The following is a 23,602-nucleotide window of genomic DNA, read 5'->3' as shown; positions in this document are numbered from 1 at the left end:
CTTACTTGGCTGCGCGCTCTTTGGCGATCAGTTGGTCGGCAACGTTGAGGGTTTGCTCAGGACCACCGGTAGTGCCCAGGTCGAAACGGTATTTGCCGTTGACGACCATGCTCGGTACGCCTTGCACGCCGTATTTCTGCGCGAGTTCCTTGGCCTGCTTGATCTGACCTTGGATGGCGAAGGAGTTGAAGGTAGCCAGGAACTTATCCTTGTCGACGCCTTGAGTGGCGACGAAATCAGCCATTTCTTCAGGCTTGGTCAGGCGCTTACCTTGCTTCTGGATAGCTTCGAACACGGCGTTGTGGACTTTGTGCTCCACACCCATGGCTTCCAGGGTCAGGAACAGCTGACCATGGGCATCCCATGGGCCGCCGAACATGGCCGGGATGCGACGGAAATTAACGTCAGACGGGAGTTTTTCGGCCCATGGATTGATGGTCGGCTCAAAGGCGTAGCAATGCGGGCAGCCATACCAGAACAGCTCCACCACTTCGATCTTGCCTGGCTCCGAAACCGGGACCGGGTTGGCCAATTCAACGTAGGTTTTACCGGCTTCAAGCGGCACGTCGGCAGCTTGTGCGGTCATGCCGAAGAGGCTGACAGTGACGAGAGCGGCGCTGAGGATCAGATTACGCATGCTTTACTCCTGGACAAATAAAGTCGCCTCACGCGACCTTTAGTTGTGACAGGTCTACGCGGGCATGAGTTCGTTAGTGTACCGGCACCTGCCACAAAAAAGGGCGGCCTAAGCCACCCTTTTTATGCTTGCATCGATGGATTAATCGAGCGTTAACGTCGCCGGACTCATCAGTGCAGGCCCTGGATATAGCTGGACAGTGCTTCAATATCTTTATCCGACAGCTTTGCCGCAATGTCAGTCATCATTTTGTTGCTGGCATCGCCATCGATGTAGCGAACCTTCTCGCGGAATTCCTTCAATTGCTTGGCGGTGTATTGGGCGTGCTGACCACTCAGGTGAGGGAAGCCAGCCTCTGCCAGGCCACTGCCGCCTGCGATGTGGCAAGCCTTACAGGCGGGCATGCCGCCGATGGGCTGGTCTTCAGCGAGCTTGCCACCCTGAAACAACGCCTGGCCTTTGTCGACCAGCTTCGGATCGGCAGCTCCCACACTGCCCTTCTGGCTGGCAAAATACGCCGCGATGTCCGCCAGGTCCTGATCGCTGAGGTTAGTCAGCAGGCCGGTCATTTCCAACACCGTGCGCTTGCCGTCCTTGATGTCGTGCATCTGCTTGGTCAGGTAACGCTCACCCTGGCCGGCCAGTTTGGGGAAATTCGGCGCCGGGCTATTGCCATCCGGTCCATGGCAAGCACCACACACGGCGGCTTTCGCCTGGCCCGCTGTAGCGTCGCCTGCAGCATGGGCAACACCGGTGATGCCCAAGGTCAACAGCAGACTCACGATCAGTTTGTTCATCAGCTAATCCAACTACGGCTAAGGGTTTAAGAGTTATCTACCGGGTTTACTCACCATCAACTCAATGATGGCCTGGTAATCCTCAGTACTGCAGTCCATGCACAAACCACGCGGCGGCATTGCCTTGAAACCCTGGGTCACGTGTTGCACCAGCGTGTCCATACCTTGCGCCAGTCTGGGCGCCCAAGCTACCTGGTCACCCCGTTTAGGGGCATTGGGCAGTTGGCCAGCATGGCAAGCCACGCAAACTCGGTTGTACACCGCCTCCGGATCCTGTGTAGCCTGAGCGCCGTAAAGCGGAATCAGGACACCAAAAGCGAGCAACCATCGGGTCATACATCGACCTTTTCAGGGTTTGAGAGCGTTTTGCGTTCTAATGCGCAATGAAGGTCTTTCGCTCCCGTGAACTTCATCCTTCGCTGGGACAAAGCACACACAAAATCTGCGGCATTATATACTGGCGCTACTGAAACGGAAACGACACCGCTTGCCGCACCCTTTTTCGGCACCGCCCACATCGGAAATCTCATGCAACTCAAGAACCCCATCCTCGGCCTGTGCCAACAGTCCACGTTCATGCTCAGCGCCGCCAAAGTGGACCAATGCCCCGATGACGAAGGCTTTGAAGTCGCCTTTGCTGGCCGTTCCAACGCCGGCAAATCCAGCGCGTTGAACACCCTGACCCACGCCAGCCTGGCGCGCACCTCGAAAACCCCGGGCCGCACGCAACTTCTCAATTTCTTCAAGCTAGACGATGATCGGCGTCTGGTCGACCTGCCGGGCTACGGTTATGCAAAAGTACCCATCCCGTTGAAGCTGCACTGGCAGCGTCACCTGGAGGCTTATCTGGGTGGTCGCGAGAGTTTGAAGGGGCTGATTCTGATGATGGACATCCGTCATCCAATGACCGACTTCGACCTGTTGATGCTCGATTGGGCCGTCGCCAGCGGCATGCCGATGCATATCCTGCTGACCAAGGCCGACAAGCTGACCTACGGCGCGGCCAAGAACACGCTGCTCAAAGTGCAGTCCGAAATCCGTAAGGGTTGGGGTGATGCGATCACCATCCAGCTGTTCTCAGCGCCTAAGCGCATGGGCCTGGAAGACGCCTACACTGTGCTGGCCGGTTGGATGGAGTTAGCCGACAAAGGCGCGGAAATCGCGGAATAACTTTTCTGCAGGCAAAAAAAACCCCGGACTTCGTATGGGGAGGGGAAGTTCGGGGTCCAAGTTCCGGACCGCTAGGGCGGGGTCCAGATATCTGCCAACACTTAACACAACATAGGAGCATTGAAGGGCTTCACCACCCATTCAGTAACTCTGAGTAGCAGTTCACGGGTTAAGTTCCGGCAGGTCCAAAAAACTATTGGAAATAACTGGCGCCCGCTTCTGATCTAAAGCGCTCTGCCACCACGCCCGGTGACGGCAGAGCCGCGAAATCAATGCGCCTCGTCCCAGTTATCGCCAACGCCCACGTCTACTACCAAAGGCACATCCAGCTTGGCCGCCGCGCTCATGTGCTCGCGGATCTTCTCGCTGACCTCTGCAACCAGATCCTCACGCACCTCCAGCACCAGTTCATCGTGCACTTGCAGGATGACCTTGGCATCCAGGCCCGACTCAGTCAGCCAATTATCCACCAACACCATGGCTTTCTTGATGATGTCCGCTGCGGTGCCCTGCATCGGCGCGTTGATCGCCGTGCGCTCGGCCGCCGCTCGCTCCTGAGGCTTGTTGGAATTGATATCCGGCAAGTACAGCCGGCGCCCGAAGAAGGTTTCGACATAGCCTTGATCGGCCGCCTGGGCGCGCGTGCGTTCCATGTACTCGCGAACGCCGGGGTAGCGCGCGAAGTACACATCGATGTAGGCCTTGGCGGTCTTGGTATCGACGCCAATGTCTTTACCCAGCTTCTGCGCGCCCATGCCGTAAATCAGGCCAAAGTTGATCGCCTTGGCACTGCGACGCTGGTTGGAACTGACTTCAGCCAATTCAACCTTGAACACCTCGGCCGCCGTAGCGGTGTGCACGTCCAAATCGTTACGGAACGCATTCATCAAGCCCTCGTCCTTGGACAAGTGCGCCATGATCCGCAGTTCGATCTGCGAATAGTCCGCCGCCAGCAGCTTGTAGCCTTTTGGCGCGACAAACGCCTGGCGAATCCGCCGCCCTTCAGCGGTGCGTACCGGGATGTTCTGCAGGTTCGGATCGCTGGACGACAAGCGCCCGGTCGCGGCCACAGCCTGATGATAAGACGTGTGAATGCGCCCGGTACGCGGGTTAATCTGCTCCGGCAGGCGGTCGGTGTAAGTGCTTTTCAGCTTGCTCATGCTGCGGTACTGCATCAGTACCTTGGGCAGCAGGAAATCGTCTTCGGCCAACTTGGCCAGCACTTCCTCAGCCGTGGACGCCTGGCCCTTGCCGGTCTTCTTCAGTACCGGCAAGCCAAGTTTTTCATAGAGAATCGCCCCGAGCTGCTTGGGCGAACCCAGGTTGAACTCTTCACCAGCGATCTCGAACGCCTGGCGCTCCAGCTCAACCATCTTGTTACCGAGTTCGATGCTCTGGATACCCAGCAGCTCTTTATCCACCAGCGCACCCTGGCGCTCGATACGCGCCAGCACGGGCACCAGCGGTATTTCGATGTCCGTCAGCACACTGGCCAGGCTCGGTATGGCCGCCAGCTGTGCATGCAAGGCCTGATGCAGGCGCAGGGTCACGTCGGCATCTTCGGCGGCATACGGGCCAGCCTGCTCAAGCGCGATCTGGTCGAACGTCAGCTGCTTGGCGCCTTTGCCGGCGATGTCCTGGAAGCTGACGGTGTCGTAGTCCAGGTACTTCTTGGCCAGGCTGTCCATGTCATGCCGGGTCGCGGTGGAGTTCAACACGTAGGATTCAAGCATGGTGTCGAAGGCAATGCCGCGCACGGTGATGCCTTGCGCAGGGTCGCCACCGATGGCGCAGTTGGCCAGGATGTTCATGTCGAACTTGGCGTGCTGCCCGACCTTGAGCTTGGTCGAGTCTTCCAGCAGCGGCTTCAACGCCAACAGAACCGTGTCGCGATCCAACTGCTCCGGCGCGCCGATGTAGGAATGGGTCAGCGGGATGTAGGCTGCTTCATGCGGCTGCACGGCAAAGGAAACGCCTACCAACTGCGCCTGCTGGGCGTCGATCCCGGTGGTTTCGGTGTCGAAAGCAAACAGTTTTGCGGCATTCAGCTTTTTTAGCCAAGTGTCGAACGTGGCCTGGTCAAGGATGGTGGTGTAAGACGCTTCCACCGGCGCAGCCGCCTCAATCACTTCTTCAGCAGCCGGAGCAGCCTCAGTCGACGCCTTGAGCTCAACACGCTTGGCATCGCGCTGAATCTCGTCAATCCAGCTCTTGAACTCAAGCAGCGTATACAGCTCCAGCAACTTTTCGCGGTCCGGCTCGATCAGGTGCAGATCGTCCAGCCCCACATCCAGCGGTACGTCGATCTTGATCGTCGCCAGCTGATAGGACAGGAATGCCATCTCCTTATGCTCTTCGAGCTTGGCCGGCAGATTCTTGGCCCCGCGGATCGGCAGGGTCGGTACGATATCCAGCTGCTCATAAAGCTCTTTGAGGCCGCCGTTTACGCCCACCAGAAGGCCGGAAGCAGTCTTCGGCCCAATGCCCGGAACGCCTGGGATGTTGTCCGACGAATCGCCCATCAGCGCCAGATAATCGATGATCTGCTCCGGAGCGACACCGAATTTCTCCTTCACGCCCTCAATGTCCATCGCGCTACCGGTCATGGTGTTGACCAAGGTAATGTGCCCGTCGACCAACTGCGCCATGTCTTTGTCACCGGTAGAAATCACCACCGGGCGGTCCGCCGCCGCACTGCTGCGGGCCAAAGTACCGATTACGTCATCGGCCTCCACGCCTTCGACGCACAGCAACGGGAAGCCAAGGGCGATCACACTTTGGTGCAGCGGCTCGATTTGCAGGCGCATGTCATCGGGCATACTCGGGCGGTTGGCCTTGTATTCGGCGTACATGTCATCGCGAAAGGTCCCACCCTTGGCGTCGAATACGACGGCGAACGGGCTGCCCGGATACTGCTTGCGCAGGCTTTTGAGCATGTTCAACACGCCCTTGACCGCACCGGTCGGCAGGCCTTTGGAGGTGGTCAACGGTGGCAGCGCGTGAAAGGCGCGGTACAGATAAGAAGAACCGTCCACCAGGACGAGGGGGGCTTGGCTCATGAGCAGGATCAACCTTTTCGGCGGGTCAGGCGCTAGAATAGCCGGACCAATGACGACAAAGGGACAAGGTTATCATGCGTACAGTAAATCGCCTGTTGTTGACCGGCTTGATTGCGTTCTTGCCGCTGGCCGCCACGGCAGCTGACACCGCGCCCTCAGGAGACCCGGAAGTCACGATCCGCACCGAGGGTGACAGAACCATCCAGGAGTACCGCCAAAACGGTTTCCTGTACGCGATCAAGGTCACCGTGAAGGGCGCGCCACCGTATTTCCTGGTGCGCGCGGACGGAACCGATGCGAACTTCATCCGCTCTGACCAGCCGGATATGCTGATCCCGTCATGGAAGATTTTCGAATGGAAATGATTTCTTAACTTAAATTGGCGCCGCACACCACGGCGCCCGTACTGGCAGTTTTAACCATGTCTGTGTTCACCCCGCTGGCTCGGCCCGAGCTGGAAACCTTTCTCGCCCCTTACGGGCTCGGCCGCCTGCTTGATTTCCAGGGGATTGCCGCCGGTAGCGAAAACACCAATTTCTTTATCAGCCTGGAACAGGGCGAGTTCGTCCTGACCCTGGTTGAACGCGGCCCGGTCGCAGAAATGCCATTCTTCATCGAACTGCTCGACGTACTTCATGACGCCGACCTGCCGGTGCCTTACGCGCTGCGCACCACCGACGGTGTGGCGCTTCGCGAGCTGAAGGGCAAACCGGCGTTGCTGCAACCGCGCCTGGCCGGCAAGCACATCAAGGACGCCAACGCCCAGCATTGCGCCCAGGTTGGCGACCTGCTCGGCCATCTGCACCTGGCCACTCAAGGCGAAAAGGTGCTGGAGCGCAAGACCGATCGCGGGCTGGATTGGATGCTCACTGAGGGTGCGCAGCTTATTTCGCACCTGAACGACGCGCAGCAGCGCCTGCTACAAGATGCGCTGACCGAGATCGAAACCCACAAGGCCGAGATCCTCGCCCTGCCACGCGCCAACGTTCACGCCGACCTGTTCCGTGACAACGCAATGTTCGAAGGCACGTATCTGACAGGGTTGATCGACTTCTACAACGCCTGCTCAGGCCCAATGCTGTATGACGTGGCGATTGCCTTGAATGACTGGTGCTCGGATGCGGACGGGGTGATCGATGGGCAACGCGCCCGTGCGCTGCTGGGCGCCTACGCGGGTCTGCGCCCGTTTACAGCCAAGGAGGCCGAGTTGTGGCCGACCCTGTTGCGCGTGGCATGCGTGCGGTTCTGGCTGTCACGCCTGATCGCCGCGGAGTCGTTTGCCGGGCAGGATGTGTTGATTCATGACCCGGCGGAGTTTGAGCATCGGCTGGCGCAGCGTCAGCAGGTAACCATCCACCTGCCGTTCGCGCTCTAAAAGGCCTACTCGGTCAAAAAAATGTGGGCGCTGGCTTGCCTGCGATAGCGGTGTCGACTGACACGCCGCCATCGCGGGCAAGCCCGCTCCCACATTGGTTATGCGGCAATGGTTAGAGCGAGTCCAGGCACCCAGCCAGATCATTCCCCAATTTCTCCAGCACCTGCTCATAACCCTGAGCCGTCGCTGGCGTGTAACCACCCAACGCATCCAACTCCGCCAACTTCACCGGCAAACCAGCCACCAGTGTCTCAGCCAAACGCGGGCGCAACGGCGGCTCGCTGAACACACAGGTCTTACCGACTTCCTGCAACCGCGTACGCATCGCCGCTACATGCTGGGCGCCTGGCTGCACTTCGGCGGCAACGCTGAACACGCCGGTATGCTTGAGCCCGTAAGCGTCCTCGAAGTAATCGAAGGCTTCGTGGAACACGAAGTAAGGCTTGTTGCCCACGCTCGCCAAACGCGCTTTCAAGCGCGCGTCCAACGCATCCAGACGCTCATCGAACGCCTTCACATTGCTCTGATACCGCGCAGCATTGGCCGGGTCGGCAGTGCTGAGGTCAGCCGCCATGCGTGCAGCAATCACACGCGCGTTAACCGTCGACAGCCACAAGTGCGCATCCAGGCTGCCTGGGCGGTGATCGTGGTCGTGTTCGTCGGCATCGTCGGCATGCGAGTGGCTATCTTCACCGAAACGACGCAGTTTCATTCCCGCAAGGTCCTGTACCGCCACGGTGGGCAGACTACGCCCCTTGAGCACGCGCGGCAGGAAGCTCTCCATGTCCGGGCCGATCCAATACAACAGGTCCACCGACTGCACGCGCCGTACGTCGGATGGGCGCAAGGCATAGTTATGCGGTGACGCGCCGGGCGGCAGCAAAACTTCTGGAACGGCCACGCCGTCCTGCACCGCCGCGGCGATCAACTGCAACGGCTTGATACTGGTCAGCACCTTGACCTCGGCTTGCGCCGCCCCGGCGACGAACAAACTGGTGACAAATACGACAAAAACAGGAAAAAGTCGGGACACGATGACCACTCAATGACGTAGGAACGGGTAACATAATAACGTCTCTATCAAATGTCTGTCGCCGCTCATGCCTAAAACACCGCTTGCCAGCCGTCCCCACGACCACTCTCACTGCGTGCACACCGCGCTGTCGGAGGCCGATACCCTGTGCGCACAAAAGGGCCTTCGCCTGACCGCGTTGCGTCGTCGGGTGCTGGAACTGGTGTGGCAAAGCCACAAGCCGCTGGGCGCCTATGACATTCTGGGCGTGCTCAGCGAGCAGGACGGCCGCCGCGCCGCGCCGCCAACGGTGTACCGCGCGCTGGATTTCCTGCTGGAAAACGGCCTAGTGCACCGCATTGCCTCGCTCAACGCCTTCGTCGGCTGCAACCACCCGGAACACGCGCACCAAGGCCAGTTCCTGATTTGCCGCGAGTGCCACGCCGCCATTGAGCTTGAACAAAAAAGCATCAGCGACGCCATTATCAAGAGCTCGGCCGAGGTCGGCTTCAGGGTCGAAGGGCAAACGGTCGAAGTGGTCGGGCTCTGCTCGGGTTGCCAGGGGGCTTGATGAGCAACGCGTTAATCCGCCTGGAACAGGTTGGGGTCACGTTCGCCGGGCAAAACGTGCTGGATAACATCGCGCTCAGCGTGGAGCCCGGGCAGATCGTCACCCTGATCGGCCCCAACGGCGCCGGCAAGACCACCCTGGTGCGTGCCGTGCTCGGCCTGCTCAAGCCTGACACCGGCAGCGTGTGGCGCAAGCCGAAGCTGCGCGTGGGCTACATGCCGCAAAAACTGCACGTCGACCCGACATTGCCGCTGTCCGTGCTGCGTTTTTTGCGCCTGGTACCCGGTGTAGACCGCGCCCGCGCGCAGGCTGCGCTCAAGGAAGTCGGTGCCGAACAGGTGATCGACAGCCCGGTGCAAAGCATCTCCGGCGGCGAAATGCAGCGCGTGCTGCTGGCCCGCGCCTTATTGCGCGAGCCCGAGTTGCTGGTGCTTGATGAGCCCGTGCAAGGCGTCGACGTCGCCGGCCAGGCCGAGCTGTACAGCCTGATCACCCGCCTGCGCGACCGCCATGGCTGCGGCGTGCTGATGGTCTCCCACGACCTGCACTTAGTGATGAGCACCACCGACCAAGTGGTGTGCCTCAACCGTCACGTATGCTGCTCCGGCCACCCGGAGCAGGTCAGTAGCGACCCGGCGTTTGTCGAACTGTTCGGAAAAAACGCCCAGAGCCTGGCGATTTACCACCACCATCACGACCACGCTCATGATTTGCATGGCGCTGTAGTCGACGATCCCGCCACACCCCATACCCACGTCCATGGAGATAGCTGCAAGCATGGCTGATTTTCTGCTCTACGCCCTGCTGGCAGGCTTGGCTTTGGCACTGGTGGCGGGCCCATTGGGCTCGTTCGTGGTCTGGCGGCGCATGGCTTACTTCGGCGACACGTTGTCGCACGCCGCGCTGTTGGGCGTGGCCATGGGCTTTTTGCTGGATGTGAGCCCCACCATCGCCGTCACCGTCGGCTGCCTGCTGCTGGCGGTACTGCTGGTGACCCTGCAACAGCGCCAGCCGCTGGCCTCCGACACGCTGCTGGGCATCCTGGCGCCGAGCACCCTGTCCCTGGGCCTGGTGGTACTGAGCTTCATGCATGAGGTGCGCATCGACCTGATGGCTTACCTGTTCGGTGACTTGCTGGCGATCAGCCCCACCGACCTGGCCTGGATCCTCGGCGGCAGCGCCGCGGTGCTGCTCTTGCTGGTGGCCCTGTGGCGCCCATTGCTGGCGATCACCGTGCATGAAGAGCTGGCCACGGTGGAAGGTTTGCCCGTGCCGGCCCTGCGCATGACCCTGATGTTATTGATCGCGGTGGTGATTGCTGTCGCGATGAAGATTGTCGGCGTATTGTTGATTACTTCGCTGCTGATCATTCCCGCAGCCGCCGCCCAGCGCCACGCCCGGTCACCGGAGCAAATGGCGATCGGCGCCAGCCTGTTGGGCATGCTAGCAGTGTGCGGGGGCCTGGCGCTGTCGTGGTTCAAGGACACGCCAGCCGGTCCGTCGATTGTCGTCACGGCGGCCGCCCTCTTTCTGCTGAGTTTTGTCCTGCCCCGTCGAGGGGTGTAGACTTGCTCGCTTTTTGCGCAAATAGAGAGTCGCAGGAATGAAGCTGTTCAACGCCCGTTATCTGCTCCTTGCCGCATTTTCCCTGCTGCTGGGCGCCTGTCAAAGCACACCGCCCGCTACCCCCGAGGTACTGGACGCACGCGCTGCGGCCATCGCGCAGCTGGATCAAAACCTGGCCAGCAGTGAGCTAGCCACTGCCGAGGATGAGCTGGCCGCTTTGCAGGCCCAGTCGCCCAACGATCCGGCTCTGGAAGCTTACCAGCGCCAATTGGCCGAAGCCTACCTGCAGCGCAGCCAGATCGTGCTGCAAAAAGGTGACGTCAACGCCGCCGCCACTGCCCTGAGCCGTGCCCGCGCACTGATGCCCAAGGCCCCGGCGCTGACCGGCGGCGTAAACAGCGCCATCAGCCACGCCCGCAAAGCCGAGTTGGATAAAGCCGAAGCCGCCTTAAAAGCTGCCGAAGCCAAACCACAAGCCAAGGTCATCGACCCGGCCGCTGAAAGCACCACGGTTGCGCTGAACCTCACCGATATCGAAGAACTTCGCCATCAATTGGATGCGATCGCCACCGATGTGGTGAATTACCAATGCGACGTGACCATCCAGGCGCCGCGCACCCAGGATTACCCATGGCTGGCCACGTTGCTGAGCAAACGGGTGAAGCGAATTGATTCGGGATATGACCTGAAAATTCACCGGCAGGTTGTGAAACACATCCCGGCGCAGATTGTGCTGACGCCGCGCAAGGCGGAATAAAGCATCGCGGGCAAGCCCGCTCCCACATTTGAACTGTGAATACATCCAAGTGTGGGAGCGGGCTTGCCCGCGATAGCGGTCTAACGGTCAACCAATAACTTAAGCCGGAATCGCCTTAGCCTTAGGCTCACGATCCCAAACCCGATGCTGTGCAATCGCGGCGAAAAACGCCTTAAATGCTTTGGCATCCGACCCAACGATCAACCCCGCATCCACTTCCAGCTTCAGCAGATCCAACAACGGCTTGGCATCACTGGCAACCGTAATCGCCTTCAAATGCTTGTACGCCTCCAACAGGAAGTGCAACGCCACGCCATCGCCACTCAATGCCTGCACCGACTTGGCGCCGCCCGGTACAAACACCGCATCAAACGCAATCGACGGAATACCTTCCATTGACGCATCCACCTTCAGGCTCTTGCCATCGGCGGTGGTCACCGGTGCCGACGTCGGCCCCAGCAGCTTGGCGTGTGCGCCCTCAGCCTCCAGCGCCTTCTTCAGCGCGGCAATCGCTGCACCCTCTACACCGTTAGCCGCCAGGATCGCGACTTTGCGCGTCTTGATATCGCCCGAGAGCAGGTTCACCTGGCTCAATGCCGGCGACTCTTTCAGCGAGGACTTACGCGGCGCCACAGTGCCTTTGGTCGGCGCCGGTAAACCGAGGTTCTGCGCAACGCGCTTGGCCAGTTCCAGGTCGATATTGGCCAAAATCTCATTGACCTGACGGGCACGGATAAACTCGCGCTCCACCTTGCCCAACTCGAAGCTGTAGGCCGCAATGATGTGCTCTTTCTCGTGGTGGCTCATGCTGTGGAAAAACAGCGTGGCTTGCGAGAAGTGGTCGCCAAAAGACTCACTGCGCTCACGCACCTTGTTGGCGTCGACGCGCTCGTAGTAGGTCTCGAAACCGCCATCCTGAGCAGCCGGAGGGGTTTCTTTCGGCCAGCCGCCATCAATCGAGTTCGGCTCGTAGGCCGCACGGCCTTTGTCGATCACGGTGCGATGCTGGGCGTCGCGCTGGCCGTTATGGAACGGCGTCACCGGCCGGTTAATCGGCAGCTCATGAAAGTTCGGGCCACCGAGACGGCTGATCTGTGTGTCCGTGTAGGAAAACAGACGGCCTTGCAGCAGCGGGTCGTTAGTGAAGTCGATACCCGGCACGATGTGGCCTGGGCAGAAGGCGACCTGTTCGACTTCGGCGAAGAAGTTGTCCGGGTTACGGTTCAGCACCATCTTGCCCAGCGGCGTAATCGGCACCAGCTCTTCGGGGATGATCTTGGTCGGGTCGAGCAGGTCGAAGTCGAACTTGTGTTCGTCCTCTTCCGCAACGATTTGTACGCCCAACTCCCACTCAGGGTAGTCGCCGCCCTCAATCGCTTCCCACAAGTCGCGACGGTGGTGATCGGTGTCTTTACCGGCAAGCTTTTGCGCTTCGTCCCACACCAGCGAGCAGGTGCCGACTTTGGGATGCCAGTGGAACTTCACGAAGCTCGACTTACCTTCGGTATTGATCAAGCGGAACGTGTGAATACCAAAGCCCTGCATGGTGCGCAGGCTTTTGGGGATGGCACGGTCGGACATGGCCCACAGCACCATGTGCGCCGATTCCGGCTGCAGCGAGACAAAATCCCAGAACGTGTCATGGGCCGAGCCGCCGGTAGGAATCTCGTTGTGGGGCTCAGGTTTTACTGCGTGCACGAAGTCGGGAAACTTGATCGCGTCCTGAATGAAAAACACCGGCATGTTGTTGCCCACCAGGTCGAAGTTGCCTTCGTCGGTGAAGAACTTCACGGCAAAGCCGCGCACGTCACGCACCGTATCGCCCGAACCACGCGGGCCCTGTACGGTGGAGAAGCGCACGAACACCGGGGTTTTATGCTCAGGGTTACGCAGGAAACCGGCCTTGCTCAGCGCCGAATGGTTCTCATAGGTCTGGAAGTAACCATGGGCGCCCGTACCGCGGGCATGCACGATGCGCTCCGGGATGCGCTCGTGGTCAAAGTGCGTGATCTTTTCACGCATAATGAAGTCTTCCAGCAGCGACGGGCCACGGGCGCCAACTTTGAGGGTGTTCTGGTTATCGGAAATCTTTACGCCTTGGTTGGTGCGCAGCGCCTGGCCGGTCGCGTCGGAACGGAATTCCTCCAAGGCCTGCAGCTTGGCGTTGGTGTTGCCACGGTCCAGGGTGTCGGTGCCCGCAAGCTCACTCTTCGGCGGGGTAGCTGGCTTCTTGGTACTCATCAGTCAAAACTCCTTATTCAAAGTGGCCAGAGCGGTCCCCGGCTCGTTTGAGCAAACACCCAGGCACGGCACCTGGGAAATTGAGTTGCTTAAGTAGTGACTGACACGGTTTTGCACCGTTCCTTTTTTATGACCTTTGATCGCGTTATTGCCAAATCGCTGGTTGAATGCGAAATAAATGCTAAGAAACACTATACGGACAGGCTAAAATGCGCGCCCGGCTAACAGCTGATCCCTTTTCCATGCGCCCCACAAGGTTCGCTACGTGATCGAGTTTCATAACGTCCATAAAACCTACCGCGTCGCCGGTAAGGAAATCCCCGCCCTGCACCCCACCAGCCTGCGCGTCGAAAACGGCCAGGTGTTCGGCCTCATTGGCCACTCCGGTGCGGGTAAAAGCACCCTGCTGCGCCTGATCAACCGCCTGGAGCAACCCAGCGGTGGGCAGATCCACGTTGACGGTGAAGAAGTCACCGCGCTGGACGCCAACGGCCTGCGCCGCTTCCGCCAGCAAGTCGGGATGATCTTCCAGCACTTCAACCTGCTCGCCTCCAAGACCGTTGCCGACAACGTGGCGCTGCCGCTGACCCTGGCCGGTGAGCTGTCGCGCAAAGAAATCGACCTGCGCGTGGCTGAGTTGCTCGCCCGCGTCGGCCTGTCGGACCACGCCAAGAAGTACCCGGCGCAGTTGTCCGGTGGCCAGAAGCAACGCGTCGGCATCGCCCGCGCCCTGGCGACCAAGCCAAAAATCTTGCTGTGCGACGAAGCCACCAGCGCCCTCGACCCGCAGACCACCGCCTCGGTGCTGAAACTGCTGGCCGAAATCAACCGCGAGCTGAAGCTGACCATCGTGCTGATCACCCATGAAATGGACGTGATCCGCCGCGTGTGCGATCAGGTGGCTGTGATGGATGACGGCGTGATCGTCGAGCAAGGCTCAGTGACCGATGTGTTCCTGCACCCCAAGCACCCGACCACCAAGCGCTTTGTGCAAGAAGCCGAGCAGGTCGACGAAGGCGAGCAGCATGACGTGTTCGCCCATGTGCCGGGGCGTATCGTACGCCTGACGTTCCAGGGCGAATCGACTTACGCGCCGCTGCTGGGCACCGTCGCCCGCGAAACGGGGGTGGACTACAGCATCCTTGCCGGTCGCATCGACCACATCAAAGACACCCCCTACGGGCAACTGACCCTGGCCATCACCGGTGGTGACATGGAAGCGGCGTTCGCCCGCTTCACTGCGGCCGATGTGCACATGGAGGTCCTGCGTTAATGGACGTGTTACTGCATTACTTCGACAAAGTTGACTGGGCTGATATCTGGGTTGCCACGGGCGACACCATGCTGATGCTCAGCACTTCGCTGTTTTTCACCGTACTGGTGGGCCTGCCGCTGGGCATTCTGCTGTTCCTGTTCAGCCCACGTCAGTTGCTCGAGCAGAAAGCCACTTATGGCGTGCTGGCCTTCATCGTCAACGCTATACGCTCTCTGCCGTTTATCATTCTGCTGATTGTGATGATCCCTACTACGATCTTTATCACGGGCACTTCGCTTGGCGTGGCCGGCGCGATTCCCCCGTTGGTGGTAGGCGCTTCGACGTTCTTCGCGCGGCTGGTCGAAACCGCCTTGCGCGAGGTGGATCGCGGCATCATCGAAGCGACCCAGGCCATGGGCGCCACCACGCGGCAGATCATCGTCAAGGCACTGCTGCCCGAGGCAAAGCCCGGCATCATTGCTGCAATCACTGTCACCGCAATTGCCCTGGTGGGCTACACCGCCATGGCGGGCGTGGTGGGCGCCGGCGGGTTGGGTGACCTGGCGATCCGTTATGGCTACCAGCGTTTCCAAGACGATGTCATGGTCGTCACCGTCGTCATGTTGATTGTGCTGGTACAAATTCTGCAAACCATCGGCGACAAGCTGGTGACACACTATTCTCGAAAATAACGGCCATTGCCCGGCCCCCGCCGGCACATGCCCGAACAAGGAGCTTGTTGGATGAAAAAACTACTGGTTGCTTTCGCCGCCGTTGCCGCGTTTTCCGCCCACGCTGCCGAGACTATTACAGTCGCCGCATCGCCTGTGCCTCACGCGCAAATCCTCGAATTCGTGAAACCTGCACTCGCTAAAGAAGGCGTGGATTTGCAGGTCAAAGTTTTCACCGACTACGTGCAGCCAAACGTCCAGGTGGCTGAAAAGCGCCTGGACGCTAACTTCTTCCAGCACCAGCCGTACCTGAATGAGTTCAACAAAACCAAAGGCACTCACCTGGTGAGCGTCGCCGCTGTGCATCTGGAGCCACTGGGCGCCTACTCCAGCAAGTACAAAAAGCTGGAAGACCTGCCTGACGGCGCTAACGTCGTGATCCCGAACGACGCCACCAACGGCGGCCGCGCATTGCTGCTGCTGGCCAAGCACAACCTGATCACCCTGAAGGACCCGACAGACATCCTGTCGACCATCAAGGACATCTCCGGTAACCCGAAAAAGCTGAAATTCCGCGAACTGGAAGCCGCCACCCTGCCGCGCGTGCTGACCCAGGTCGACCTGGCGCTGATCAACACCAACTACGCGCTGGAAGCCAAACTAGACCCGTCCAAGGACGCCCTGGTGATCGAAGGCAACGACTCGCCTTACGTCAACATCCTGGTGACCCGCGACGACAACAAAGACTCGGACGCCGTGAAGAAGCTGGTAGCAGCCCTGCACTCGCCGGAAGTCAAAGCGTTCATTCTTGAGAAGTACAAAGGCGCGATTCTGCCGGCGTTCTGATCTGACCCGATCTCCAAAACACTGAAGATCAAAAATGTGGGAGCGGGCTTGCCCGCGATAGCAGAGTGTCAGTCACCGAAGATGGTGACTGGCCCATCGCTATCGCAGGCAAGCCAGCTCCCACATTTGTTTTGTGTTGCTCCGATCGTTCCCACGCTCTGCGTGGGAATGCAACCCAGGGCGCTCTGCGTCCGCTCTTCAGGTCGTGACGCGGAGCGTCACCAGAGGCATTCCCACGCGGAGCGTGGGAACGATCAGCGCCTACGTGCTTACTTACGCTGCAACAACCCTGGCAACTGCGCCACCAGCTTTTGATTGTTCAACGGCGCACGAATAAACCCGCGCTGCGTACCATCCGGCCCGATCAGCGCCAGGTTGCCGCTGTGGTCGACGGTGTAGTTGGGCTTGCTGGTATCCGCCGGAATGAACGGAATGCTCACCGCATTCGAAACCTTCTGCACATCGTCCACATTCGCGCCGGTCAGGCCTTCGAACTGCGGGTCGAAGTAGCCCAGGTACTGCTTGAGCTGAGCCGGGGTATCGCGGTTTGGGTCAACGCTGACCAGGATCACCTGCAACTTATCCACAGCCTCTTTGGGCAGTTCGCTCTTGATCTGACGCAGTTGAGCGAGGGTGGTCGGGCAGATGTCGGGGCAGAAGGTGTAGCCGAAGAACAGCAGGCTCCATTTGCCTTTCAACTCATTGACCACCACCGGCTGGCCGTTCTGGTTTGTCATGGTCACTGGCGGCAACTGGCGGCTTTGCGGCAGCAGGATGATGCCGGCGTCGATCAGCGCGGTGGGGTCACCCTGGCCCTTGCCGCTGAGCACTTTGTTAACGGTCAGGCCCATGATCAACGCGACGATGGCCACCAGGATAAAGACGGTTTTTTGAGTTCGAGTCATAGGTTCAACAGTAAGTAGTGGTCTACGAGCAGCGCGATAAACAGCAGGAACAGGTACCAGATAGAGTACTTGAACGTGTTGATCGCCGCGTGCGGCTTGCTGCCACGGTACAGCACCCAGGCCCATTGCAGAAAGCGCCCGCCCAATACTAACGCGCACGCCAGGTACAGCAGGCCGCTCATGTGGATCACATACGGCAACAGGCTTACCGCCAACAGGGCGAAGGTGTAGAGCAGGATATGCACCTTGGTGTAATGCTCGCCGTGGGTGACCGGCAGCATGGGGATGTCGGCCTTGGCGTATTCCTCCTTGCGGTGAATGGCCAGGGCCCAGAAGTGTGGCGGGGTCCAGGCGAAGATGATCAACACCAGCAGCAGCGGCTCGGCGCTGATATGCCCGGTAACCGCAACCCAACCCAGCAGCGGCGGCGCGGCGCCAGCGAGGCCGCCGATGACAATATTTTGCGGCGTCGCGCGCTTGAGAAACCCGGTGTAGATCACCGCATAACCGAGCAGCGAGGCCAGCGTCAGCCACGCCGCCAAGGGATTGGTAAACGCCAGCAGCAGGGCCAAACCTGCAACAGCCAGAAACAAAGCAAAGGCCAGGGCGGCCACCGGCGACACGCGCCCTTCTGCCATTGGCCGTTTATGCGTGCGCGCCATGACTGCATCAATGCGCCGATCCACCACATGGTTGACCGCCGCCGCGCCACCGGCACAAAGGGCAATGCCCAAGTTGCCGAAAATCAGCACCGCCCACGGCACACCGGCGCGGGTCGCGAGGAACATGCCCACCAGCGATGTGATGAGCATCAGCACCACCACTTTCGGCTTGGTCAGCTCCAAATAGTCCCGCCAGATCGCCTGATCGTGACGCGCGCCGATCAAGGTCGCCATGGCATCTCTCCTTTAAGGGTGATGAGGCCCGAAACGTGTTTGCGTGGAATGAAGCGCCAGCCGAACGGCAACTGATGGCGCACCCGGACCAGGCTGGTGCGCGCGTGGTAATTGACCAGCACCAGCGTCAGCAACAACGCCGCACCGCCGGCGTTATGGCCGACTGCAACCGGCAGCGGCAGGTGAAAGTAGACGTTGCTCAAACCCAGACAGAGTTGTGCCGCCAGCGCGATCAGCAGCAAGCCCGCGAGCCGGGTCATGCCCACGGCGCGCAACTGCCAGGCCAAGCCCAACAGCACCAGCGTGACCAGCACCGCGCCGATCCGGTGGGTCAGGTGAATGGCCGTGCGCGCTTCACTGTCGAGCTGCCCGCCGAGGTAATTGGGGCCGATGTGTTGGGTGAGGTGGAAGCCATTAGCAAAGTCCGCCGCAGGCCACCACTCGCCATGGCACGTGGGCAAATCGATACAGGCCACCGCTGCATAGTTGGAACTGACCCAGCCGCCCAGCGCGATCTGGCCGATCACCAACACCAACCCGGCGGTTGCCCAATATTGCAGGCGTTTGGGCACGATCAACGCAGGCAGCACGCCGGACAGCCGAAGGGTCAGCAGAAACAACAAGCTCAAGGTGGCAAAACCACCGAGCAGATGGCCCGTGACCACTTGCGGCCACAGCTTCAACGTCACCGTCCACATGCCGAACGCTGCCTGGGCAAACACTACCGCCAACAGGAACAACGGCAACTTCACCGGCTGGCCCGGATCACGCCGATGGCTCCACGAACGCGCCGCCAGCAGCACGATCAGCACACCCAAGGTGCCGGCAAAATAGCGATGGGTCATCTCCGCCCAACCCTTGTCAGCCTCCACCGGCGCATCGGGGAAATGCAGCTCGGCGTGCGCCAGCTGGGCTTCGCTTTGCGGCACGCTGATAAAGCCGTAGCAGCCCGGCCAGTCTGGGCAACCGAGGCCCGCGTGGGTCAGGCGGGTATAGGCACCGAGCAGCACGACGATCAGCGCCAGCAAGGTGGCAAACAACGCGAGGCGAAATCCAGGTTTGGCCATGACGATGCCCTTATCCGATGTTCGACAGTTTCAGCAGCAGGCGCAGGTCGTTGAGCAAGTCCTTGCCCTTGACCTTGGCGTCGTAGCGCAACACCAGGTTGCCGTGCGGGTCGACGATCCACAGTTGCGCATCGCCAGGTGCGGCGGCGTCTTTACTGAAGGTCGACAGGTCCAGCGGGTAGCGTTGCAGTTGCGGGTATTCGGCTTTGAGCTTGGCCTCGTAATCGCTGCTCACCGGCTGCGCACTGGCCAAGGCATGGCTGGCGCGGGACGCATCGCGGCCCAGGCTGATTTGCAGCTGGCGCGCCAGGTACACCAGTTGCTGGCAGTCGGCGGCGCAGGCAGCGGGCGCGGTGACCAGCAACTGCCAGCGATCCTCATCGGCCTGCACGCCGATGTCGGCGCGGGTCTGGCCATTGCCGATCAGTTCGCCATGGTAGCTGCGGTTGTCCGGCACCCAGAACTGCAGTTTGTACATAAAGGTGGCCAGCGCCATCGGGCCGATCACCATCATCAAAATCAAAATCAGCTGCCAGCGGCCTTTGCGCCGGTCGGGCGCCTCAGATGCGCTGGGTGGATTCATGGCCGCTCCCATGGGACTTCTCCTTTTTGTTGTGCCAGCCGAGGTAGAGGTAAAGCGCAAGCAACGCCAGCGCCATGGCGAACCACTGCACGGCGTAGCCGACGTGTTTTTCCGGGCCCATGGCGACCACCGGCCAGGTGGTGTCGTACGTACCGGGGCCGGGTTCCGCGCGTAGCTCGTAGGCAAAGCCGCTACGGCCCAATTCAGCCCAGAGGGCGGTGGGGTGAAGCGCGGTAAGCAGGCGCGGCCATTGCGTGGTCGCGGGGTCGGCGTGCAGTTGGAAGGTTTCGCCGGGGGCGACATACACCCAGGCGTCAAGATTCAACGGTTGCTCGGGTGTGCTGAAGACCGGTGGCGTGCGTCGGTCCGGCCACGGCAACCAGCCGCGATTGAGCAACAGCCACAGGCCGCTGGCCTGGTCGTGAAAGGGTTGCAACAACTCGACACCGGCCTTGCCATCGCGCATGCGGTTGTCGAGCAACACGCTGTGCTCGGCGTCGAACTGGCCACGCAGGCGTACGCGGCGAAAGGCCGGGTCTGCCCTGCCATTGAGTTGCACACTGTCGATGGGCTCGGCCACGCGCCGCTCGGCATAGCTGTCCACCAGCAGCTGTTTTTCATGGCCGCGCGCCAATTGCCAGAACCCCAGGCCCACCATCAACGGCAGCAGCACCAGCACCACCAACGTGGGTGCGAGCCCTGGGCGAAAGTCTTTTATGGCGCTGGCTATACTGGTTTTCATTGCCCGCCCATCCGAATGGAACCTGACCATGCTCAAAGCAGCTATTGCCCTGATGCTGATCGCGACTGTCGTGAGCCTGTTCAGTGGCTTGTTTTTTCTGGTCAAGGACGAGGGCAACTCCAACCGCCTCGTCACTGCCTTGACCGTGCGTGTCGTACTGGCCGCGATCACCGTAGGCTTGATCGCCTGGGGCTTTTTCAGCGGCCAGTTGGTGTCTCATGCGCCGTGGTAAGGCGCCTCACAGCACATAAACGAAGAAAAACAGGCCGATCCACACCACATCCACAAAGTGCCAATACCAACTGGCCGCTTCGAAGCCAAACTGGTGCTCGGCATTGAAGTGCCCGCGCAGGATGCGCATCAGCATCACAAACAGAATGATGGTGCCGATGGTCACGTGGGCGCCGTGAAAGCCGGTGAGCATGAAGAAGGTCGCGCCGTAAACGCCCGAGCCGAGGGTCAGGCCCAGTTCTTTGTAGGCGTGGATATATTCCTCAGCCTGGAACCCGAGAAACGCCAGCCCCAGCAGCACTGTGATCGCCAGCCAGATTTTCAGCGCGCCGCGATGGCCTTTGCGCAAGGCATGGTGGGCGATGGTGATGGTCACACTGGAACTCACCAGCAGGATGGTATTGACCAGCGGCAGGCCCCACGGGCTGATAGTGCCCTCCGGCGCTGGGTACAGTTTGGGGTCCGGGTTGTTGAGCAGCGGCCAGGCGAACTCGAAGTTCGGCCACAGCATATGCGCGACGCCTTTGGAGCCTTCACCCGCCAACCACGGCGCCGACAGGTGCCGCACATAAAACAACGCGCCGAAGAAGGCGATAAAGAACATCACCTCGGAAAAGATGAACCAGGTCATGCCCCAGCGAAACGAGCGGTCCATCTGCGGGCTGTACAAACCGGCACGGCTTTCCTTGATCACCGCGCCAAACCAGCCGAACAGCATGTAGGCCAATAGCAGGCCACCGACGAAAAAGATCCACGGGCCGTGGGATTCCGGGCGCGCCGCCTTCAGGTCGTTGAACCACACGGCCAGGCCGTACACGGTGATCAACATGCCAAACGTAGCAATTATTGGCCATTTGCTTTGTGCTGGTACGTAGTACGTATCATGAGACGACATGTATTCGCTCTCCTGATTGAGGGGGCAAACAGTAGCTAGCCGCCGGTGTGGACAGCCACCGGCGGTTGGCGCGCAGTGATATCAAACAGGGTGTACGCCAGGGTCAAATGCTTCACATCCTTGGGCATGTCACGGTCGACAATGAAACGCACCGGCATTTCGATGCGCTGACCTGGCTGCAGCACTTGCTGGGTGAAGCAAAAGCACTCGGTCTTGTGGAAATACATCGCCGCTTCGGCCGGGGAAATGCTCGGCACCGCCTGTGCCGTCATGGCCTTGTCGGTGGGGTTGTAGGCGACGAACAGCATCTCGGTGACTGCGCCGGGGTTGACCACTACCTCGTCAGCCTTGGAATGAAACTCCCAGACCATGTCGATGGCATTGGTCGACAGGAACTGCACGCGCACCTGGCGCGTAGGGTCGACCATCTGCTCGCCCTCGTACTGCCCGGCGGTTTTGCCGTTGATGCCGAACGCCTTGCACATCACGTCGTAGATCGGCACCAAGGCGAAACCGAAGGCGAACATCGCCACCACCAGGATCAGCAGGCGGGTGACCAGGCGCTTGATGGGCACGGACTCAAGCATGGCAGCCACCCCGCTTTTGACTTTCTGTGGGCGCTGGCTTGCCTGCGATGAGGGTTTGGCAGTTCACACCGCTATCGCAGGCAAGCCAGCTCCCACAGGAGAGCGAGGTAGCCTGGGCCAGAGTGTTCACTTGACCTCCGGCGGCGTGGTGAACGTGTGGTACGGCGCAGGCGAGGGAATGCTCCATTCCAAACCTTCGGCGCCATCCCACGGTTTGGCCGGGGCTGGCGGGCCGCCGCGGATGCATTTGATGACGATGAACAGGAAGAAGATTTGCGTGGCGCCAAACATGAATGCGCCAATCGAGGAAACCATGTTGAAGTCGGCGAACTGCAGGTTGTAGTCCGGCACCCGGCGCGGCATGCCGGCCAGCCCCACAAAGTGCATCGGGAAGAACGCCATGTTCATGCCCACGAAGGACAGCCAAAAGTGCAGCTTGCCCAGGGTTTCGTCGTACATGTGGCCGGTCCATTTCGGCAGCCAGTAGTAGGCAGAGGCGAAGATGCCAAAGATCGCCCCGGGCACCAGTACGTAATGGAAGTGCGCCACCACAAAGTAGGTGTCGTGGTACTGGAAGTCCGCCGGAGCAATCGCCAGCATCAGCCCGGAGAAGCCGCCGATGGTGAACAGGATCACGAAGGCCACGGCGAACAGCATCGGCGTCTCGAAGGTCAGCGAGCCTTGCCACATGGTGCTCACCCAGTTGAACACCTTCACGCCCGTCGGCACGGCGATCAGCAGCGTGGCGTACATGAAGAACAGCTCGCCCACCAAGGGAATGCCGACCACGAACATATGGTGCGCCCACACGATGAACGACAGGAACGCGATACTCGCTGTGGCGTAGACCATCGAGGTGTAGCCGAACAGTGGCTTGCGCGAAAAGGTCGGGATGATCGAGCTGACGGCGCCGAAGGCCGGCAGGATCATGATGTACACCTCGGGGTGGCCGAAGAACCAGAACACGTGCTGGAACAGCACCGGGTCACCGCCGCCGGCCGCACTGAAGAAGCTGGTGCCGAAGTGGATGTCCATCAGCATCATGGTCACGCACCCGGCCAGCACTGGCATCACCGCGATCAGCAGGAACGCGGTGATCAGCCAGGTCCAGACGAACAGCGGCATTTTCATCAGGGTCATGCCCGGCGCGCGCAGGTTGAGAATGGTCGCGACCACGTTGATCGCGCCCATGATCGAACTGATGCCCATCAGGTGGATGGCAAAGATAAAGAACGTCACGCTTTCCGGCGCGTAGGTGGTGGAGAGCGGGGCGTAGAAGGTCCAGCCGAAATTCGGCCCGCCGCCCGGGGTGAACAAGGTGGAGACCAGCAGCAGGAACGCCGCCGGCAGCAGCCAGAAGCTGAAGTTGTTCATGCGCGGCAGGGCCATGTCCGGCGCGCCGATCATCAGCGGGATCATCCAGTTGGCCAGGCCGACAAAGGCCGGCATCACCGCACCGAACACCATGATCAGGCCGTGCATAGTGGTCATCTGATTGAAGAACGCCGGCTGCACGATCTGCAGGCCGGGCTGGAACAGCTCGGCGCGGATCACCATGGCGAACGAGCCGCCGAGCAGGAACATAGTGAAGGCGAACCACAGGTACATCGTGCCGATGTCTTTGTGGTTGGTGGTCAGCACCCAGCGCATCAGGCCTTTGGCGGGGCCGTGGGCATGGTCGGTGTGACCATGGTCATCGATCACAGTGCTCATGGCCGTTCTCCTGCAGGCAAGTGGGC

At 60.3% G+C, this 23,602-nt stretch carries 25 protein-coding genes; 11 read left to right on the top strand and 14 right to left on the bottom strand.

Translation table 11 applies throughout. The features are described from left to right. Position 1: 1 nt before the first annotated feature. The 3 genes from dsbA to KZH41_RS01600 all read right to left on the bottom strand — a co-directional run bounded on the left by dsbA (position 2) and on the right by KZH41_RS01600 (position 1,770). Positions 2-637, bottom strand: coding sequence for a thiol:disulfide interchange protein DsbA (dsbA, locus tag KZH41_RS01610; RefSeq protein ID WP_094949667.1), 636 nt, complete (start codon positions 635-637; stop codon positions 2-4). A 170-nt stretch (positions 638-807) separates the two neighbouring features. Continuing rightward, positions 808-1,434 (bottom strand): c-type cytochrome, encoded by a 627-nt coding sequence (locus KZH41_RS01605; protein ID WP_094949668.1) that lies wholly within the window; start codon positions 1,432-1,434, stop codon positions 808-810. Positions 1,435-1,467: 33 nt separating this feature from the next. Continuing rightward, positions 1,468-1,770, bottom strand: coding sequence for a c-type cytochrome (locus KZH41_RS01600; protein WP_094949669.1), 303 nt, complete (start codon positions 1,768-1,770; stop codon positions 1,468-1,470). Positions 1,771-1,962: 192 nt separating this feature from the next. Here KZH41_RS01600 and yihA point away from each other — a divergent pair, with 192 nt between their 5' ends. Beyond that, positions 1,963-2,604 (top strand): ribosome biogenesis GTP-binding protein YihA/YsxC, encoded by a 642-nt coding sequence (yihA, locus tag KZH41_RS01595; protein WP_042943980.1) that lies wholly within the window; start codon positions 1,963-1,965, stop codon positions 2,602-2,604. A 269-nt stretch (positions 2,605-2,873) separates the two neighbouring features. On the opposite strand, the gene polA is transcribed toward yihA, so the two are convergent. Continuing rightward, a complete protein-coding gene (gene polA, locus KZH41_RS01590; protein ID WP_263274261.1) occupies positions 2,874-5,663 on the bottom strand; it encodes a DNA polymerase I in 2,790 nt (929 codons plus the stop codon). A gap of 74 nt (positions 5,664-5,737) precedes the next feature. On the opposite strand from polA, the gene KZH41_RS01585 reads away from it, so the two are divergent. Then, positions 5,738-6,028 (top strand): DUF2782 domain-containing protein, encoded by a 291-nt coding sequence (locus KZH41_RS01585; protein ID WP_094949671.1) that lies wholly within the window; start codon positions 5,738-5,740, stop codon positions 6,026-6,028. A gap of 56 nt (positions 6,029-6,084) precedes the next feature. Beyond that, positions 6,085-7,038 carry a homoserine kinase gene (locus KZH41_RS01580; protein WP_263274260.1) on the top strand — a complete coding sequence of 318 codons (954 nt, stop codon included), beginning with the start codon at positions 6,085-6,087 and terminating at the stop codon, positions 7,036-7,038. Positions 7,039-7,150: 112 nt separating this feature from the next. On the opposite strand, the gene KZH41_RS01575 is transcribed toward KZH41_RS01580, so the two are convergent. Continuing rightward, positions 7,151-8,080: a zinc ABC transporter substrate-binding protein gene (locus tag KZH41_RS01575; protein ID WP_263274259.1), complete on the bottom strand. Its 930-nt coding sequence runs from the start codon at positions 8,078-8,080 to the stop codon at positions 7,151-7,153. 58 nt (positions 8,081-8,138) lie between these two features. Between KZH41_RS01575 and zur the strand changes: the two genes are divergently transcribed. Genes zur through KZH41_RS01555 form a run of 4 tightly spaced genes read left to right on the top strand, consistent with a single transcriptional unit; the run spans position 8,139 to position 10,944 of the window. Then, complete coding sequence (gene zur, locus KZH41_RS01570) at positions 8,139-8,621, top strand: zinc uptake transcriptional repressor Zur (RefSeq protein WP_094949674.1); 483 nt, start codon at positions 8,139-8,141, stop codon at positions 8,619-8,621. Beyond that, positions 8,621-9,406 carry a zinc ABC transporter ATP-binding protein ZnuC gene (znuC, locus tag KZH41_RS01565; protein WP_263274258.1) on the top strand — a complete coding sequence of 262 codons (786 nt, stop codon included), beginning with the start codon at positions 8,621-8,623 and terminating at the stop codon, positions 9,404-9,406. Before zur ends, znuC begins: the two co-directional genes overlap by 1 nt. Next, entirely contained in the window at positions 9,399-10,187 is a 789-nt protein-coding gene (gene znuB / locus KZH41_RS01560) for a zinc ABC transporter permease subunit ZnuB (protein ID WP_094949676.1), read from the top strand. The genes znuC and znuB overlap by 8 nt, the downstream gene beginning before the upstream one ends. A 37-nt stretch (positions 10,188-10,224) precedes the next feature. Beyond that, entirely contained in the window at positions 10,225-10,944 is a 720-nt protein-coding gene (locus KZH41_RS01555; protein ID WP_263274257.1) for a PA5502 family lipoprotein, read from the top strand. Between the two features lie 99 nt (positions 10,945-11,043). Here KZH41_RS01555 and katE read toward each other — a convergent pair whose 3' ends face one another. After that, positions 11,044-13,185 (bottom strand): catalase HPII, encoded by a 2,142-nt coding sequence (gene katE, locus KZH41_RS01550; RefSeq protein ID WP_263274256.1) that lies wholly within the window; start codon positions 13,183-13,185, stop codon positions 11,044-11,046. Positions 13,186-13,450: 265 nt separating this feature from the next. Here katE and KZH41_RS01545 point away from each other — a divergent pair, with 265 nt between their 5' ends. From KZH41_RS01545 to KZH41_RS01535, 3 genes are read left to right on the top strand one after another with little or no spacing between them, the layout of a single operon-like run. Continuing rightward, the gene (locus KZH41_RS01545; RefSeq protein WP_094949679.1) at positions 13,451-14,458 is read left to right on the top strand and encodes a methionine ABC transporter ATP-binding protein; all 1,008 of its coding nucleotides are present in this window, start codon (positions 13,451-13,453) and stop codon (positions 14,456-14,458) included. Then, positions 14,458-15,132, top strand: coding sequence for a methionine ABC transporter permease (locus tag KZH41_RS01540; protein ID WP_094949680.1), 675 nt, complete (start codon positions 14,458-14,460; stop codon positions 15,130-15,132). Before KZH41_RS01545 ends, KZH41_RS01540 begins: the two co-directional genes overlap by 1 nt. A 51-nt stretch (positions 15,133-15,183) precedes the next feature. After that, a complete protein-coding gene (locus KZH41_RS01535) occupies positions 15,184-15,957 on the top strand; it encodes a MetQ/NlpA family ABC transporter substrate-binding protein (RefSeq protein ID WP_094949681.1) in 774 nt (257 codons plus the stop codon). 269 nt (positions 15,958-16,226) lie between these two features. Here the strand turns inward: KZH41_RS01535 and KZH41_RS01530 are convergent, their stop codons facing one another. Genes KZH41_RS01530 through KZH41_RS01510 form a run of 5 tightly spaced genes read right to left on the bottom strand, consistent with a single transcriptional unit; the run spans position 16,227 to position 20,150 of the window. After that, on the bottom strand, positions 16,227-16,862 hold the full coding sequence (locus tag KZH41_RS01530) for an SCO family protein (protein ID WP_094949682.1): 636 nt from the start codon (positions 16,860-16,862) through the stop codon (positions 16,227-16,229). Then, positions 16,859-17,758: a heme o synthase gene (gene cyoE / locus KZH41_RS01525; RefSeq protein WP_263274255.1), complete on the bottom strand. Its 900-nt coding sequence runs from the start codon at positions 17,756-17,758 to the stop codon at positions 16,859-16,861. Before cyoE ends, KZH41_RS01530 begins: the two co-directional genes overlap by 4 nt. Continuing rightward, the gene (locus tag KZH41_RS01520; RefSeq protein WP_263274254.1) at positions 17,746-18,825 is read right to left on the bottom strand and encodes a COX15/CtaA family protein; all 1,080 of its coding nucleotides are present in this window, start codon (positions 18,823-18,825) and stop codon (positions 17,746-17,748) included. Before KZH41_RS01520 ends, cyoE begins: the two co-directional genes overlap by 13 nt. A gap of 10 nt (positions 18,826-18,835) precedes the next feature. Then, positions 18,836-19,420: a hypothetical protein gene (locus KZH41_RS01515; RefSeq protein ID WP_094949684.1), complete on the bottom strand. Its 585-nt coding sequence runs from the start codon at positions 19,418-19,420 to the stop codon at positions 18,836-18,838. Further along, positions 19,386-20,150 carry an SURF1 family protein gene (locus tag KZH41_RS01510; protein WP_094949685.1) on the bottom strand — a complete coding sequence of 255 codons (765 nt, stop codon included), beginning with the start codon at positions 20,148-20,150 and terminating at the stop codon, positions 19,386-19,388. Before KZH41_RS01510 ends, KZH41_RS01515 begins: the two co-directional genes overlap by 35 nt. A 28-nt stretch (positions 20,151-20,178) precedes the next feature. On the opposite strand from KZH41_RS01510, the gene KZH41_RS01505 reads away from it, so the two are divergent. Beyond that, positions 20,179-20,382 (top strand): twin transmembrane helix small protein, encoded by a 204-nt coding sequence (locus KZH41_RS01505; RefSeq protein ID WP_016969525.1) that lies wholly within the window; start codon positions 20,179-20,181, stop codon positions 20,380-20,382. 6 nt (positions 20,383-20,388) lie between these two features. Here KZH41_RS01505 and KZH41_RS01500 read toward each other — a convergent pair whose 3' ends face one another. The 3 genes from KZH41_RS01500 to ctaD form a co-directional block, all read right to left on the bottom strand. Continuing rightward, positions 20,389-21,276 carry a cytochrome c oxidase subunit 3 gene (locus KZH41_RS01500; protein ID WP_094949686.1) on the bottom strand — a complete coding sequence of 296 codons (888 nt, stop codon included), beginning with the start codon at positions 21,274-21,276 and terminating at the stop codon, positions 20,389-20,391. A gap of 35 nt (positions 21,277-21,311) precedes the next feature. Then, positions 21,312-21,863 (bottom strand): cytochrome c oxidase assembly protein, encoded by a 552-nt coding sequence (locus KZH41_RS01495; protein WP_094949687.1) that lies wholly within the window; start codon positions 21,861-21,863, stop codon positions 21,312-21,314. A gap of 126 nt (positions 21,864-21,989) precedes the next feature. Beyond that, a complete protein-coding gene (gene ctaD / locus KZH41_RS01490; RefSeq protein WP_094949688.1) occupies positions 21,990-23,576 on the bottom strand; it encodes a cytochrome c oxidase subunit I in 1,587 nt (528 codons plus the stop codon). Between the last annotated feature and the right edge of the window lie 26 nt (positions 23,577-23,602).

The organism is Pseudomonas sp. YeP6b (assembly GCF_025642995.1).
Taxonomy (GTDB): domain Bacteria; phylum Pseudomonadota; class Gammaproteobacteria; order Pseudomonadales; family Pseudomonadaceae; genus Aquipseudomonas.
The sequence above is the reverse complement of the archived record's forward strand: the minus strand, read 5'-3'. Positions and strand labels throughout refer to the sequence as shown.